The organism is Paenibacillus sp. p3-SID1389, assembly GCF_025151705.1.
GTDB lineage: Bacteria > Bacillota > Bacilli > Paenibacillales > Paenibacillaceae > Fontibacillus > Fontibacillus phoenicis.
On sequence record NZ_JALXVO010000072.1, the window covers coordinates 1 to 16,163 of the forward strand.

At 54.0% G+C, this 16,163-nt stretch carries 16 protein-coding genes; all 16 read left to right on the plus strand.

The genetic code is table 11. The annotated features are described in order from the left end of the window. The first annotated feature begins 409 nt into the window (after positions 1-409). Positions 410-1,348, plus strand: a complete 939-nt coding sequence (nadA, locus tag M3G15_RS19735; protein ID WP_009226311.1) for a quinolinate synthase NadA — start codon at positions 410-412, stop codon at positions 1,346-1,348. Between the two features lie 36 nt (positions 1,349-1,384). Further along, positions 1,385-3,001: an L-aspartate oxidase gene (nadB, locus tag M3G15_RS19740; protein ID WP_260071847.1), complete on the plus strand. Its 1,617-nt coding sequence runs from the start codon at positions 1,385-1,387 to the stop codon at positions 2,999-3,001. Continuing rightward, on the plus strand, positions 2,991-3,857 hold the full coding sequence (gene nadC, locus M3G15_RS19745) for a carboxylating nicotinate-nucleotide diphosphorylase (RefSeq protein ID WP_260071848.1): 867 nt from the start codon (positions 2,991-2,993) through the stop codon (positions 3,855-3,857). Before nadB ends, nadC begins: the two co-directional genes overlap by 11 nt. A 7-nt stretch (positions 3,858-3,864) precedes the next feature. Continuing rightward, the gene (locus M3G15_RS19750) at positions 3,865-4,629 is read left to right on the plus strand and encodes a type III pantothenate kinase (protein WP_260071849.1); all 765 of its coding nucleotides are present in this window, start codon (positions 3,865-3,867) and stop codon (positions 4,627-4,629) included. A 72-nt stretch (positions 4,630-4,701) separates the two neighbouring features. Further along, complete coding sequence (gene hslO, locus M3G15_RS19755; protein WP_260071850.1) at positions 4,702-5,592, plus strand: Hsp33 family molecular chaperone HslO; 891 nt, start codon at positions 4,702-4,704, stop codon at positions 5,590-5,592. A 286-nt stretch (positions 5,593-5,878) separates the two neighbouring features. Continuing rightward, a complete protein-coding gene (cysK, locus tag M3G15_RS19760; RefSeq protein ID WP_260071851.1) occupies positions 5,879-6,817 on the plus strand; it encodes a cysteine synthase A in 939 nt (312 codons plus the stop codon). 168 nt (positions 6,818-6,985) lie between these two features. Then, entirely contained in the window at positions 6,986-8,500 is a 1,515-nt protein-coding gene (locus M3G15_RS19765) for an anthranilate synthase component I family protein (protein WP_260071855.1), read from the plus strand. Positions 8,501-8,551: 51 nt separating this feature from the next. Continuing rightward, entirely contained in the window at positions 8,552-9,133 is a 582-nt protein-coding gene (gene pabA / locus M3G15_RS19770; RefSeq protein WP_260071852.1) for an aminodeoxychorismate/anthranilate synthase component II, read from the plus strand. Next, entirely contained in the window at positions 9,130-10,101 is a 972-nt protein-coding gene (locus M3G15_RS19775) for an aminotransferase class IV (RefSeq protein ID WP_260071853.1), read from the plus strand. The genes pabA and M3G15_RS19775 overlap by 4 nt, the downstream gene beginning before the upstream one ends. Then, complete coding sequence (gene folP / locus M3G15_RS19780; protein ID WP_036646185.1) at positions 10,082-10,918, plus strand: dihydropteroate synthase; 837 nt, start codon at positions 10,082-10,084, stop codon at positions 10,916-10,918. Before M3G15_RS19775 ends, folP begins: the two co-directional genes overlap by 20 nt. 30 nt (positions 10,919-10,948) lie before the next feature. Further along, positions 10,949-11,311, plus strand: coding sequence for a dihydroneopterin aldolase (folB, locus tag M3G15_RS19785; RefSeq protein ID WP_009226301.1), 363 nt, complete (start codon positions 10,949-10,951; stop codon positions 11,309-11,311). A gap of 10 nt (positions 11,312-11,321) precedes the next feature. Next, positions 11,322-11,870, plus strand: coding sequence for a 2-amino-4-hydroxy-6-hydroxymethyldihydropteridine diphosphokinase (folK, locus tag M3G15_RS19790; protein ID WP_009226300.1), 549 nt, complete (start codon positions 11,322-11,324; stop codon positions 11,868-11,870). Beyond that, the gene (locus tag M3G15_RS19795; protein WP_009226299.1) at positions 11,822-12,031 is read left to right on the plus strand and encodes a helix-turn-helix domain-containing protein; all 210 of its coding nucleotides are present in this window, start codon (positions 11,822-11,824) and stop codon (positions 12,029-12,031) included. Before folK ends, M3G15_RS19795 begins: the two co-directional genes overlap by 49 nt. Before the next feature lie 41 nt (positions 12,032-12,072). Further along, complete coding sequence (gene dusB / locus M3G15_RS19800) at positions 12,073-13,074, plus strand: tRNA dihydrouridine synthase DusB (protein ID WP_260071854.1); 1,002 nt, start codon at positions 12,073-12,075, stop codon at positions 13,072-13,074. A 367-nt stretch (positions 13,075-13,441) separates the two neighbouring features. Beyond that, a complete protein-coding gene (gene greA / locus M3G15_RS19805) occupies positions 13,442-13,918 on the plus strand; it encodes a transcription elongation factor GreA (protein WP_009226297.1) in 477 nt (158 codons plus the stop codon). Between the two features lie 101 nt (positions 13,919-14,019). Continuing rightward, complete coding sequence (gene lysS / locus M3G15_RS19810; RefSeq protein ID WP_009226296.1) at positions 14,020-15,528, plus strand: lysine--tRNA ligase; 1,509 nt, start codon at positions 14,020-14,022, stop codon at positions 15,526-15,528. The last annotated feature ends 635 nt before the right edge of the window (positions 15,529-16,163 follow it).

The following is a 16,163-nucleotide window of genomic DNA, read 5'->3' on the forward strand; positions in this document are numbered from 1 at the left end:
GAGGTATACCTAAATTCTGTATGAAAAACCGAATAAAATCCGGGAATATTGGCGTAAGCCGTATTTTGTATGCGAAAAATCGAATACATTGATGGGGACGAGAAATCAAAGGTCTTTTTCTTAAAATTTTAGTTATTCCTGAACGCGCGTATCCCCTCGGTAATCCTTATTTTTCCTGCATTATCAAAGGCTATTGGGGCTATACGCACCCGGACGGCGCATTGACAGTGCCTTTCACCTTGTGTAAATTAGTTGGTAAACACCGTGTGAAATTTAATACGTTCTTGCCGTTTCACGCAGGATTGTCATACAACGCAGCAAGAATCCCGGACGACGCGAAGAGATAGAGAGCCAGGATGGGGTTAATACAGCAACAGACGATACATGAGCTTATGGGGGAGGAATTCAAGTGGAGGCTCTAGCGCTTGAGCGTAAAGCCGAAATGAACCGCGAATTGCGGGAAAGACTGGTTCAGCTCAAGAAAGAACGCAATGCCATCATACTGGCGCATTATTATCAGCGGGATGAAATTCAAGAGGTAGCGGATTTCCGGGGCGATTCTTTTTTGCTCGCTCAGAAGGCCGCTTCGACGGACGCGGATACGATCGTGTTCTGCGGCGTGCATTTTATGGGCGAGAGTGCCAAGATTTTGGCGCCGAACAAGACGGTGCTTATTCCTGACGAACGTGCGGGCTGCCCAATGGCCGATATGGTGAACGTCGAAGGCTTGCGCAAGCTAAAGGCTCAACACCCGAACGCCAAAGTGGTGACCTATATTAACTCTTCCGCAGAAATTAAAGCGGAAACGGACATCTGCTGCACCTCCTCCAATGCGGTGAAGGTAATTAACTCCGTGGATGCGGACGAAATTATCTGGGTGCCGGATAAGAACCTTGGCCATTACGTGCAGCAACATACTGACAAGAAGCTGATTATTTGGGAAGGCTACTGCAACACGCATGATATGCTGACCGTGAAAGACGTCGTTGAGATGAAAGCGAAATATCCCAACGCCGAGTTTGTCGTGCATCCGGAATGCCGTCCGGAAGTGGTGGCGATGGGCGATTTCGTGGGCAGCACCACGGCGATCATCGATTACTGCAAAAATTCCTCCGCGAAGGAGTTTATCGTGGGCACGGAGGATGGAACGGGGTATCAGCTGCGTAAAGACAGCCCGGACAAAACGTTCCATTTTGCCACGAAATATCTGGTATGCCCGAACATGAAAGTCAATAACCTGAAGAAACTGGTGAAATGCCTGGAAACGATGCAACCGCAAATTTACGTACCACCCGTCGTTGCCGACAAAGCCAGATTATCCTTAGAGCGCATGTTACAAGTTAAGTAGCATGCGCTACTCTCTTGTTCAAGATAGGTGACGAACGTGATTCCACAATATTTGGTTGATTTTGAGGCAAGCCGATTGACGGTCGTGGATACGGATGTGATTGTGATCGGTTCGGGGATTGCTGGTCTTTTTACGGCTATCAAAGCAAGTGAAAAGAATCGCGTAATCCTAGTCACGAAGAAATCCATGCTGGAAAGCAATACCCGGTATGCGCAGGGCGGGATTGCCGCCGTGATCTCTGAGGACGATTCCCCGGCCTATCACCGTCAGGATACGCTGCTGGCCGGCGCGGGATTATGCTCCTCCAAAGCGGTTGACATTCTCGTAAATGAAGGGCCGGAAGGCGTCAGAGAACTGATGAAGCTGGGCACGGCCTTCGATCTGGAAAACGGGGAGCTGGCTCTGACGAAAGAGGGAGCGCATAGCCATCGCCGCATCTTGCATGCGCATGGGGACGCGACGGGGTATGAGATCGTGCGAGCCCTGTCCGAGCAGGCGGACGCCCATCCTAACATCGAGGTTTGGGACAATCATTATGTGATCGATTTGATTACGGAGGAGAACGAATGCCTGGGGGCGCTCGTGCAGCGGCCTGACGGGCAGCGTGTGTTCTTGCGCGGAAATGCTACGATTTTATGCTCCGGCGGAGCCGGGCAGCTGTACCGCTATACGACCAATCCCGAGGTAGCCACGGGGGACGGTGTTGCTATCGCTTACCGGGCGGGAGCGGTGCTGCGTGATATGGAGTTTATTCAATTTCATCCCACTTCGTTATGTTACCCGGGCGCCCCGCGGTTTCTCATTTCCGAGGCAGTTCGCGGCGAAGGGGCCGTGCTGCGGAATATTAAAGGCGAGCGGTTCATGAGCAAATACCATGAGCTGCTGGAGCTGGCGCCGCGGGATATCGTAGCGCGGGCGATCGTGAGCGAGATGGAAGCGGCGGGGGCAAGTATCGTTTATCTCGATATCACGCATGAAGATCCGGAGAAGATCAAGGCCCGTTTTCCAACGATTTACGAAACCTGCCTGCGTTATGGGCTCGATTTAACAAGTGACTGGATTCCGGTCGCTCCGGCAGCGCATTATATGATGGGAGGCGTTCGCGTCAACCATTATGGCGAGACGAGCGTGCAACGGTTGTTCGCCTGCGGTGAGGTTTCGTCGACCGGCGTACACGGCGCCAATCGGCTCGCCAGCAACTCGTTGTCGGAAGCGATTGTGTTCGGCCGCCGGATTATCCAGCGGATTCAGGAGCTGCCGCCGCGCACTCGAACTGGCGAGACTGTTGTTTACCACGGCGGCCGCATGGCGCCGGCCCCGTTCTCGCTGGTGGAACGCCGTCTCGACCTGCAGAAGACGATGGTGCGCCGCGTTGGCCTGCGCCGCACGGCAGAGGGGCTTGCCAAGGGCATCGAGGAGCTGGAGAATCACAAGGCGATTTTTAGTCAGGCGCTGCATACCCGTGACCAATGGGAGTATGCCAATATGTTGACCTGCGCGCTACTGCTGGCCAAAGCGGCGCTGGCCCGCGAGGAGAGCCGGGGCGGACATTACCGCGAGGACTTCCCGGAACGCAATGACGCGAAGTGGCGCAAGCATTTGTTGTGGCAGCGGGATCAAGGAATGTTGGAGGAAATTAGCGATGATGTTTAATGGATATCATGAAGGGCTCGTGGAGTCCATCCGCGGCTGGCTGAAGGAGGACGTAGGCTCCGGGGACGTGACGACCGCCGTCACGATCCCTGCCGGCCATGAATCCAAAGGGATCATTCACGCCAAGCAGGGCGGCATCGTTGCCGGAATGCCGGTGGCTCAGCTCGTCTTTGAGATCGTGGACCCGAGCCTGAAGTTTACGCCGCACGTGAAGGATGGCGAACGCATCGAGAAAGGTACGATTCTGGCTGAAGTCGAAGGAAGCACGCATAGCATATTAATCGGGGAGCGGTTAGCGCTGAATTTGCTGCAGCGTCTGTCCGGTATCGCTACGCGGACGAACATGTTCGTCGAGGCGCTTGGCGGCCTGCCAACCCGCTTGGTGGACACGCGCAAGACGACGCCGGGACATCGGATGCTGGAGAAGTATGCTGTCCGCACCGGCGGAGGTTCGAATCACCGCTTCGGGTTGTATGACGCGGTGATGATCAAGGATAATCATATCAAAGGGGCCGGGGGGATCACCCAAGCGGTCAGCCGCGCCCGCGCTCAGATTCCGCACACGATGACCATTGAGGTGGAGACGGAAAACCTGGAGCAGGTCGAGGAAGCGCTGCAAGCTGGAGCGGATATCATTATGCTTGACAACATGGCGCCCGATCTGATGAAGGAAGCGGTGCGCCGAATCAAGGCGAAAGCGCCGCATGTGACGGTGGAAGCGTCGGGCAACGTGTCGCTGGAAACGATCCGCGGCATTGCTGAGAGCGGCGTAGACGTCATTTCCGTGGGACGGTTAACGTATTCTTTTGAAAGCCTGGATATCAGTTTGGACCTGAACGGCAAAAAGGAGGCTTAACAGGCGCATGTTCCTTGTAGTCGATGTAGGCAATACGAATATCGTGCTGGGGATTTACCGGGGCAAGGAATTGCTCCATCATTTCCGCATCAGCACGAACCGTCAAGCCACGGTGGACGAGTACGGCGTATTGATCCATAATCTGTTTGATATGGTGGGCATCCGGGCAAGTGAGATGGAAGGCGTGATCATCTCTTCGGTTGTTCCGCCGTTAATGCACGTGCTGGAAGAGCTGTGCGATAAATATTTGCATCACAAGCCGCTGGTCGTGGGTCCGGGCATCAAAACCGGGCTAAACCTGCGCTACGAAAATCCACGCGAGGTTGGTGCCGACCGGATCGTCAACGCGGTGGCTGCCATCGAGAAATACGGCGGGCCGCTGGTGGTTGTTGACTTCGGCACAGCCACTACGTTTGACTGTATCGATGCTGCGGGCAATTACCTTGGCGGCGCGATTGTGCCGGGGATCGGCATCTCGACCGAAGCGTTGTATCAGCGCGCTTCCAAACTGCCGCGTATCGAGCTGGAGAAGCCGAAGAAGGTGATCGGCCGCAACACGGTGCATGCGATGCAGGCGGGGATTATTTTTGGCTATGCCGGCCAGGTTGATGGCATTGTTGAGCGGATTGCCCGGGAGATGGGCGCGAAACCAAAGGTTATTGCCACCGGAGGGTTAGCCGAGCTGATCGCCAGCGAAACGCGCAGCATCGAGGAGGTTAACTCGCAATTGACTTTGGAGGGCCTTCGAATTATTTACGAGCGCAATCAATAATGCGGATAATAGATCATGGGAAGAATAAGGGTTTGATTGACCTTTAAGGGATGAAAGGAGGTCCTTCGCAACATGGACCAAAACAATAAGCAAGACCGGTTAATCCGCGGGATCTCCATGGGCGGGAAAGTGCGCGCCTTCGCGGTGCGGACGACCCAGCTGGTGGAGGAACTGCGCCGCCGGCATGATACCTATCCGACGGCAACCGCAGCTTTGGGGCGGACGGTGACCGCTGCTGCCATGATGGGTGCGATGCTCAAGGGCGAGGATAAGCTGACCGTTCAGGTGAAGGGCGACGGACCGATCGGACAAATCATTGCCGATGCGAACGCCAAGGGCGAAGTGCGCGGCTACGTCAAGAACCCGCATGTCCATTTGCCAAGCAACAGCCAAGGGAAACTGGACGTGCGCGGGGCAGTCGGCACCGAAGGGTTTATCCATGTCACGAAGGATTTGGGGCTCAAGGAGCCTTATCGCGGGAGCGTACCGCTGATTTCCGGTGAACTGGGCGAGGATTTCACCTATTATTTTGCCGTATCGGAGCAAACTCCATCCGCTGTTGGACTCGGTGTCTTGGTGGACGTGGATAACTCGGTGATCGTGGCCGGCGGCTTTATCATTCAACTGCTGCCAGGCTTAAGCGATTCGGAGATTGATTCGATCGAAAAGGCTATTGGACAGCTTCCGCCGGTTACGGCTTTGCTTGACCAAGGGCTGGAGCTGGACGAAATGCTTCGTTGGATTGTGAAGGATGTGCAGGTTCTGGAGGAGATGGACATCGTATTCTCCTGCAACTGTTCCCGGGAACGGGTTGAACGCACGTTGATCAGCTTGGGCAAGCAGGAGCTGGAGGAGCTGCGGGATGAAGGAAAAGAGACGGAGGTTGTGTGCGATTTCTGCAATGAGCCGTACTTGTTTACGCCGGAGGAAATCGACCAGTTGATCGCCAAAACCGAGAAATAAGATTGCCAAGAGAAAAATATATACTGGGAGCCTGTATCCCTTAACCCGCTGGGTAGGTCCAAGATACTTTGCGATCGGGGGGCAAAAGTCCCTTGAAAGCAAAGTATTTTTTGTGACTTTTCTTGACAACTCCGATCGGCGTTGTTAAGATTATAATTAGAAAACCAACTTATTTACTCGGAAATAAATGAAAGTCGATGAATCGTGCATCCTAAATTATGTCAGCTTTCATTTGTGGGCAGCCAGATCGACTTGGTTATTTTTATCCAAAGGGAGGATATTTGATATGGCAAAAGTCGTGAACAATGTTACGGAATTGATCGGAGATACGCCGCTGGTCCGTTTGAACCGGGTTGTACCGGAGGACAGCGCCGAAATCTACGTGAAGCTGGAATACCAAAACCCAGGCTCCAGCGTGAAGGACCGGATTGCGATCAGCATTGTAGAAGAAGCAGAAAAAGCCGGCAAGCTGAAACCAGGCGGCACGATTATCGAAGCAACCAGCGGTAATACAGGGATTGGCCTCGCGATGGTGGCGGCAGCCAAAGGCTATAAAGCCGTAATCGTCATGCCGGAAACGATGAGCTTGGAACGCCGTAACTTGCTGCGCGCTTATGGGGCAGAGCTTGTCCTCACGCCGGGGGCTGAAGGTATGAACGGTGCGGTGAAGAAAGCAGAAGAACTGCTGGCCGCTAATCCGGATTACTTCCTAGCAGACCAATTTAGAACTCAGGCGAACGTGAAGATCCACCGCGAGACGACGGGTCCGGAAATCGTTGAAGCCATCGAATCGCTGGACGGACGCCTGGATGCATTTGTTGCAGGGATCGGTACAGGCGGTACGATTACCGGTGCAGGCGAAGTATTGAAGAAACGGTTCCCGAATCTGAAAATTTACGCAGTTGAACCGGCAGCATCGCCGATTTTGGCTGGCGGTAAACCAGGTCCTCACAAAATCCAAGGCCTTGGCGCGAACTTCATTCCGGAAATTTTGAACCGTGAAATTTATGATGAAATCATTCATGTCGAGAACGAAGAAGCGTTTGAGCAAGCGCGTATTGTAGCAAGACAGGAAGGGATTCTGTCCGGTATTTCCTCCGGTGCTGCAGTGTTTGCTGCATTAAAAGTCGCGAAGCAACTGGGTAAAGGTAAACGTGTCGTTGCCGTCATTCCAAGTAACGGCGAACGCTATCTCAGCACACCGCTGTACAATTTCGAAGCTTAATCGTTTCGCGGTAAGAGCGATGACAACCCCCGGCCGTTCCAACCGAACGGTCTGGGGTCTTTTATTTTTCGCGATAGGTGTTTTCCTTATAGGGCGTCTTCTAGTATACTAGCTTCCAATAAGACTAGAGCTTCTTCAGGCTGAAAATGTGGGGGATCAGCGCGCTTGATGAAAAAGATAATGACTTGGGAGCAATGGAAAGAATGGGCAGACACGGGTAACTGGACGATGCTGCCCTTCGCGGTCAAAATTCCGCTGGCGGCTGCCGGCTTGCCTGAGGACTGGTCCAGGGCTTGGGAGGAAGCCGGGCCGTATGCCTTTGTATTGGAAAGCGGCAAGGTTGGACGCTATACCTTCTTGGGGTTAAATCCGGTCTCCGTCCTTCGCGGCAAGGGCGATCAGGCCGTGGTGGAGGATCTCGCTTCAGGAGAAGTTTCGGTGGTGTCGGGCAAGCCGCTCGACCTGTTGCGGGACTGGATGGAACCGTTCCGTTCTCCAGGTTGGCCGGGTTTGCCCAAGTTCAGCGGCGGGGCCGTCGGTTATCTCGCCTATGACGTAGCGCGATCGCTGGAGCGGCTGCCGAACCTGGCGCAGGACGATCTTGGCCTGGATGATTACGTCTGGATGCGGTTGGAGGAGCTGTGGGTGATCGATCAAGCGGAAGGCGACGTGTATTGCATCGTCCATGTCCCGATCGCGTCGGCGTCACCGGATCAGCTGCGTGACAGCTATCACCTCGCTGAAGCGCGGGCTATGCGAATGGCTGACCGTTGGAAGAGCTTTTATGCGTCGGCGACAGGCCCGGTAGACGCAGCAGGTTCGGCAGAGCCTTCTTCGCTTACCGACGAGGAGCTGGAACGCCGCCGCATGTCCGTCTCAATGACGCGGGAGGCGTTTGAAGCGGCGGTGCGTCGGGTGCAGGAATATATCGCGGCCGGCGACGTATTCCAGGTGAATCTTTCGCTGCGCCAGGCTTTTCCGTTGGCCGCTTCGCCGGAGCGGGTGTACGAGCAGCTGCGCAGGTTGAATCCTTCGCCGTATATGGGCCTGCTCCGGTTCCCTGACTTCCAGCTCGTGTCCGCTTCGCCGGAGCTGCTGGTGAAGGTGGAGCAAGGACGGATCAGCACCCGACCGATTGCGGGGACGAGACGGCGGGGGCATACGCCGGAGGAGGATCAGCAGATGGAGGCGGAGCTGCTTGCCAGCGAGAAAGAGCAGGCCGAGCACATTATGCTGGTCGACCTCCTGCGCAACGATATCGGCCGGGTAGCGGAGTACGGGACGGTGCGGGTCAGCGAGCTGTTTGCCGTGGAGCGGTACTCGCATGTCATGCATTTGGTCTCCGAGGTTGAAGGGGTGCTGAGTTCGGATCATTCAGTTTATGATGCGATTGCGGCTGTTTTTCCCGGAGGAACGATCACCGGAGCGCCTAAAGTGCGGACGATGGAAATCATCGAGGAGCTGGAGCCTGTTACGAGAGGCCCCTACACCGGCGCGATGGGATGGATTGACTATGCCGGGAATATCGAATTAAATATTATTATACGTACGCTGGTCGCGAAGGACGGCGTCGGCTACTTGCAGACGGGTGCCGGCATCGTCATCGATTCGGACCCGTACCGTGAGTACAGGGAATGCTTCAACAAAGCCAGAGCCGTTGCTCTGGCCGTTCAACAGACTTAAGAACTTAAGAAGAGCCAGCTGGACAAAGTCTAGGACAGGAGATGAGATGAGATGATTTTAGTGATCGACAACTATGATTCTTTCACGTACAATCTGGTGCAGTATTTAGGTGAGTTAGGCGAGGAAGTAACTGTCCGCCGCAACGATGAGATCGATCTTGCGGGTATTGAGGCTTTGCAGCCGGATCATATTTTAATATCCCCCGGCCCGTGTACGCCCAATGAGGCCGGGATTACGCTGGATTTGATTGAGCATTTTAAAGGGGTTATCCCGATCTTTGGCGTTTGTCTGGGGCATCAGGCGATCGGTCAAGCCTTTGGCGGCAAGGTGATCCGTGCCGAGCGGCTGATGCATGGGAAGACGTCGCCCATTTACCATCAGGGAGAATCGGTGTTTGCCGGCCTGCCGTCGCCCTTCACGGCTACGCGGTACCATTCACTGATTGTGGAGCGCGAGAGTCTGCCGGATTGCCTGGAGATTACCGCAGAGACGGCGGAAGGGGAGATCATGGGGCTGCGCCACAAAGAGTATGCCGTCGAGGGCGTGCAGTTCCACCCGGAATCGATCATTACCCAGCATGGGCACCAAATTCTCCGTAACTTCCTGAACCGAAAGGCGGAAGCCAAAGCATGAATTACATCGGGGTGGATGGCGTTCCGACCCCGGTCGATCAAGCCGTGATCTCCGTGATGGATCACGGCTTTATGTACGGGATCGGGTTATTCGAGACATTCCGCACGTACGGAGGGCGGCCGTTCCTGCTGGATCGGCATCTACAGCGGCTGGAGGCGGGCTGCAGGGAGCTCGGGATGGCGTACCAGGCTGATCTTGGCCGGGTTGAAGCGGAAATTGCCGAGCTGCTCGAGCGGAACGGATTGGAAGAAGGCTACATTCGGTATACGGTAACGGCTGGCGAGGGGCCGTTGGGCTTGCCTGCCGGCGACTACGAGAAGCCGAGGGTCGTGATCTACGTGAAGCCGCTGCCGGAGCCGAGTGCGGCGTTGTACACGGACGGGAAGCCGTTGTGGCGGCTGGCAACGCCTCGGAATACGCCGGAGGGCGAGGTTCGTTTCAAGTCGCTGCATTATATGAACAACGTGCTGGCGAAGCGCGAACTCGCCCGGTTGGAACGCGAGGCACAGCACACGGCGGATGCTCCTGCGGCGCATGCGCATGGGAGTAGACCTGCCGCTGCACCCGCTGAGGGACTGTTGCTGACGGCGGATGGCTGGCTGGCGGAGGGAATCGTCAGCAATGTATTTTTTGTGCGAAATGGTAGATTATATACGCCGGATGTGAAAACCGGCATTCTCCCCGGCGTTACTCGCGCTAGGGTGCTGGAGCTGGCGGCCGAGCAGGGGATTGCGGCGGAGGAAGGCCGCTACACTTGGGACGAGCTGCTGGCGGCCGACGAGGTCTTTCTGACGAATTCGATTCAGGAGCTCGTGCCGGTGACGAAACTGGTAGAGCCCGGCCAGCCCGGCGGCCAAGGGACGTTGCGGCGCACGGTGGGGACTGGGCAAATCGGACCAATGACGCGCCTGTTGTTGGGGAAATATAGGGAGAAAGCGAGGAGTGGCGATGCAGCCGATCATTTATAAGCGAAGCTACCAACTGGGCGAGGCCTCTTTGACATTAGGGGATCGCACGCTGGTGATGGGGATTTTGAATGTGACGCCGGACTCTTTTTCCGATGGGGGTCGTTACAATAATGTGGAGCTTGCCGTTCAGCATGCCCGTGAGATGGTTGCGGAGGGCGCGGATATCATTGATATCGGCGGGGAGTCGACGCGGCCGGGCCATGTGCCCGTAAGTGAACAGGAAGAGCTGGAACGGGTCATCCCTGTCGTCGAGGCACTCCATCGCGAGCTTCCTCACGTTCCGTTGTCGGTGGATACGTACAAGGCGCAGGTGGCGTACGAAGCGTTGAAGGCCGGGGCGCATATCATTAATGATATCTGGGGCTTTAAGGCGGAGGCACGGATGGCGGAAGTGGCGGCGGAGTTTGGTTGTCCGGTGATTTTGATGCATAACCGCCATGATCGCAATTACCGCGATTTGCTTGCCGATGTGGCTGCGGATTTGCGGGAGAGTGTGGAGATCGCTCGAAAGGCTGGCGTTAAGGATGAAAATATCATTTTGGACCCCGGCATCGGTTTTGCCAAGGACGATCTCGAGAATCTGCGCGTGATGAAGGCGCTGGACGAATTAGCGGCATTGGGGTTCCCGCTGCTACTTGGCACGTCCCGTAAACGATTTATTCGTACCGCCTTAGACCTTCCGGTCGATGAGGTGGTGTTCGGAACGGCGGCCACCGTGGCGCTGGGGATTGCGCAGGGCTGTCAGATTGTCCGCGTTCATGACGTGAAGGAGATCAAGCAAACCGTGCAGATGTGTGATGCGATCGTGTACGCTTGACCCATTTGCCGGTAAAGGGAGCTGAAATGAATGGATAAAATGGTGCTGCGGCGCATGGAATATTACGGGTACCATGGTGTTTTTGAGGAAGAGCGTAAGCTCGGCCAGCGCTTTTACGTGGATTTGGAGCTCGCGCTGGATCTGCAGCAGGCCGGGGTTAACGACGACTTAACTCAAACGGTAAATTATGCCGAAGTGCATGAACTGGTCAAGGGTATCGTTGAGAAGAAAAGCTTCAAACTCATCGAAGCCCTGGCGGAGCATATTGCATCTGCGGTATTGGACACTTATACTAGGGTAGATGCGTTAACGGTTCGAGTTACGAAGCCGCATCCGCCGTTTGATGTGCATTTTGACGGTGTGACGGTCGAGTTGTATCGTTCCAGAAAGTGAGCTAATATTTATGACTACGACATCTCCCTCTGAGCTTTCAGAGGCTTATATTGCTTTAGGGGCTAATCTGGGCGACCGCGAGGCCACCCTGATGCAGGCGATCTCGGAATTGCAGAAGCATCCTGAGATCGAGGTATTGCGCTGCTCCAATCTATATGAGACGGATCCGGTAGGTTATTTGGATCAGCCTTGTTTTGTGAATATGGCCGTTGCTGTCCGGACGTCGCTGGATCCTGAGGCGCTGCTGACCTTCATGCTGGATATCGAGCTGCGGCTGGGACGGGAGCGTACGATCCGCTTCGGGCCGCGGACGGTGGACCTGGATTTGTTATGGGCCGGCGGCAGGGTGTTGGACACACCGCTTCTGACCTTACCGCACCCGCGGATGATGGAGCGAGCTTTTGTGCTCATTCCCTTGGCCGACATCGTGCCGGAAGGAGAGCCTTCCGGGCTGTTTGAACGGATTCACAATGCCCTAGACAACTTAGATGGAAAGGAAGGCGTCCGGTTTTGGAAAACATGCAACTGGCACAGCGCATCCGCGCTTTCCGAAAGCTAAAAGGCTTCACCCAGCAAGAGCTGGCTGAGAAGTCCGGCGTATCCCTGGCCTTATTGGGCGCGGTAGAACGGGGGAACCGCCGGGCAGATGATCAAATGTTAACTAAAATTGCACAATGTTTAGGAATATCCTTAGCGGAGCTAAAGTCTGATCTGAAGTGAACCGCTGATTTAACTATTTTATTGCATGGGAGGGAACCATCTTGCTGAAGATTGGCGATGTGGAATTGAAGAACCAAGTCGTACTTGCCCCGATGGCAGGCGTATGTAATCCGGCCTTCCGTCTGATTGCCAAGGAATTTGGGACAGGGCTTGTCTGCGCTGAGATGGTTAGCGATAAAGCAATCCTTCACGGCAATAAGCGGACTCGAGAAATGCTCTTTGTGGACGAGCGGGAAAAGCCGCTTAGCCTGCAAATTTTCGGCGGGGATCGCGCGTCGCTCGTAGAAGCGGCGAAAGTCGTCGATCAGGAAACCAATGCCGATATCATCGATATTAATATGGGCTGCCCCGTGCCGAAGGTGACGAAATGCGACGCTGGCGCACGCTGGCTGCTTGACCCGAATAAAATATACGAAATGGTTGCGGCGGTTGTGGATGCGGTAAGCAAGCCAGTCACGGTGAAAATGCGCATTGGTTGGGATGCGGAGCACATCTACGTCGTGGACAACGCCAAAGCGGTTGAGCGAGCCGGCGGCAAAGCCGTGAGCGTTCACGGCCGGACTCGGGAGCAATTGTACACCGGTAAAGCGGACTGGAGTTACATCCGCCAGGTGAAGGAAGCGGTGTCGATTCCCGTCATCGGTAACGGCGATGTGGCGACACCCGAGGATGCGAAACGGATGTTGGATGAGACCGGCTGCGACGGTGTGATGATCGGTCGCGGGGCGCTTGGCAACCCTTGGATGCTGTACCGGACCGTCGAGTACTTGAAAACAGGCGTATTGCTTCCTGAGCCGGATGCGGAGGAGAAGATTCGCATTGCCATCCTGCACATGGACCGTTTAGCGGCGCTGAAAGGCGAGCTTGTTGCTGTTCGCGAGATGCGCAAGCATTTGGCTTGGTATTTGAAAGGGTTGAAAGGTGCGGCGCGCATCAAAGACCTCATAATGGAAGAAAACCGCCGGGATGAGATGGTGCGGATTCTTGAGAATTTTGTCGCCGACTTGGCGGCGGGAACGGTGCGCGATGAGGTGTCCGCCTAAGGTTTGAAGTGGAGAGGGGTGTCCTCTCATGGGGGGACCTCTTATACATGAAACGTTTACATTTGTAAAATCGGGCGTCATTGACATTTCGGAATCGTTCACCTATAATTTCACAATATAAATTCGCCTCAAGTGCCAGTCTCTCCCATATGAGGGTCTGACCCTTATCACATATTGCATATAATTAACACAACAAGCAAGAATCGAAGTGATCACTGTGGCCGGAAGCGAGCGCTTCCATGCACCTGGGCGGCGGTGGTATGGCAAAGGAACCATTCCTTTTGGGAATCGTTCGTTTTCCAGGGGAGTTTTCAGGTGCCGCACGTACCGTGCGAAAATTTTTTCCATGACAGGAGAATCGGTTGAGATGAGCGATAAAGAAGTTATCCTTACCCAAGACGGTCTGAAAAGACTGGAAGAAGAATTGGAGAACTTGAAATCCGTGAAACGCCGTGAAGTCGCGGAACGGATCAAGGTTGCCATCGGATACGGGGATATCAGCGAGAACTCGGAATATGAGGACGCCAAGAACGAGCAAGCATTTATTGAAGGACGGATCATCACTCTGGAGAAAATGCTGCGCAACGCGCGGATCATCAACAACGATGAAATCGACACGGATACGGTAAGCATTGGTTCGATCGTGACGGTGGAAGATCTGGAATTCGGCGATACGATGGAATATGCGATCGTCGGGACCGCGGAATCCGATCCGATGCAGAACAAAATTTCGAATGAAAGTCCTGTCGGCAAAGCCATTCTTGGGAAGAAAAAAGGCGCCATCGTGGACGTCAACGTTCCGGCAGGCGTGATTCAATATAAAATCGTGGACATTAAGAAGTAAGGCGGAATGAGCGAGAGAAGAAGCTTCCCCAGCGGAGGCTTCTTTCACTGTTTCTTTTGTCGGCGAGCAAATTCAGCTGGATTAAGGAGTGGAGTAGGGTAATGAGCGAAGAGATTAATAACCAGGAAGCGATGGAGGTCAGCGAGCTGCTGCAAATTCGCCGTGATAAATTGGACGAGCTGCGCGGGCTTGGGATCGACCCTTTTGGCAAAAAATATGAACGCACCCATATGGCGGGTGACATTCTCCGGCAATATGACGGGCTGTCCAAGGAAGAATTGGAGGAGAAGCACGTCGAGGTGACCATCGCTGGAAGAATCATGGCTAAACGGGTCATGGGTAAAGCCAGCTTTGCGCATCTGCAAGACTTGTCGGGCAAAATTCAGATTTATGTCCGTCAAGACAGCGTGCCTGAAGTGAAGTATCAGGCGTTCAGCATTCTGGACCTTGGGGACATCGTAGGGGTAACCGGTGAGGTGTTCAAGACCAAAACCGGCGAAACGACGATCAAGGTGAAGGACCTAGAGGTGCTGTCGAAGTCGCTGTATCCGTTACCGGATAAATATCACGGCTTGAAAGATGTCGAGCTGCGTTATCGCCAGCGGTATGTCGACTTGATCGTGAATCCTGAAGTGCAGCAGACGTTTATCAAACGTTCGCAGATCATCCGATCGATGCGCCGTTACCTGGATTCCCTCGGCTATTTGGAAGTGGAAACGCCGACGCTGCATAACATTGCCGGCGGTGCAGCCGCCCGTCCGTTTATTACGCATCACAATGCGTTGGACATGCAGTTGTATATGCGGATCGCGATCGAGCTTCACTTGAAGCGCCTGATCGTTGGCGGCTTGGAGAAAGTCTATGAAATCGGCCGGGTCTATCGGAACGAGGGGATCTCGACGCGTCATAACCCGGAATTTACGATGATCGAGCTGTATGAAGCGTATGCCGACTATAAAGATATTATGGCGCTCACGGAAAATCTGATCTCCCATATCGCGCAGGAAGTGCTGGGGACTCAAGTGGTGCACTACCAAGGGCATGAGGTTAACTTGAAGCCGCAATGGCGTCGCGTGTCTATGGTTGATGCGGTTAAAGAAGTAACCGGCGTCGATTTCAGCGTGCAAATGAGCAATGAAGAAGCGCATCGTTTGGCTAAGGAGCATAATGTTCCGGTGGAGCCGCATATGACGTACGGTCATATTTTGAACGCGTTCTTTGAGCAATTTGTGGAGGAGACGTTAATCCAACCGACGTTCGTTTACGGACATCCGGTGGAGATCTCGCCGCTGGCGAAGAAGAACGAGCAGGATCCGCGGTTTACGGATCGTTTTGAGTTGTTTATCGTAGCTCGTGAGCATGCTAACGCTTTTACGGAGCTGAACGACCCGATCGACCAACGTCAGCGTTTCGAAGCACAGCTGCTTGAGCGTGAGCAAGGCAATGATGAAGCGCATGAAATGGACGAGGACTTCATCCGTGCTCTCGAGTACGGGATGCCGCCGACCGGTGGTTTGGGCATCGGGGTGGACCGCCTGGTGATGCTGCTGACCGACTCGGCTTCTATCCGTGACGTACTGCTGTTCCCGCATATGCGTTCTGCGGAATAAGAGTTTGGAATAGAACAAGCCCGGCTATAGGCTGGGCTTGTTTTTTATAATATCAGAAAGTATAAACTTCGGGGCATTGGCATCCTGATATCGCAAGAAAAACTTCCACTAAACGCGGTCTGTCTACGTTGAATGTAGGTCGATAGACGTTTTTCTTAAGATATCAGAAAGTATAAACTACGGGGGCTTAGCATCCTGATATCGCAAGAAAAACTTCCGCTAAATGCGGTCTGTCTACGTTGAATGTACGTCGATAGACGTTTTTCTTATGATTTGGGGAAGGCTGAGCCTTAGAGGATCTTTATATCGTTAAGATCGCCGCTGATCGCGGTCGGCTACTTCTTCGTAAGCTTGCGTTGATACATATTTACTTTGATCAGCTTATGTTCGAGTTTCTACTGATGTTGAGTTTTGTTGTGGAAGATTTTTAAGCGGATAAGGTTGGATTAAATTGGATGCATAAAATCGAGCAGTTTGGGTTGCACGCGACTTGAAAAGATGATATATTATAAATCCGGTCGTTATTCGTGGGCATTATGAACTTCAGCTCAGAATCGCAGATAAAAATAATGCTTGCAAGATAACGCCGGACATGATATACTATAAAAGTTGTCGCCGATAAGACGACAACGAAG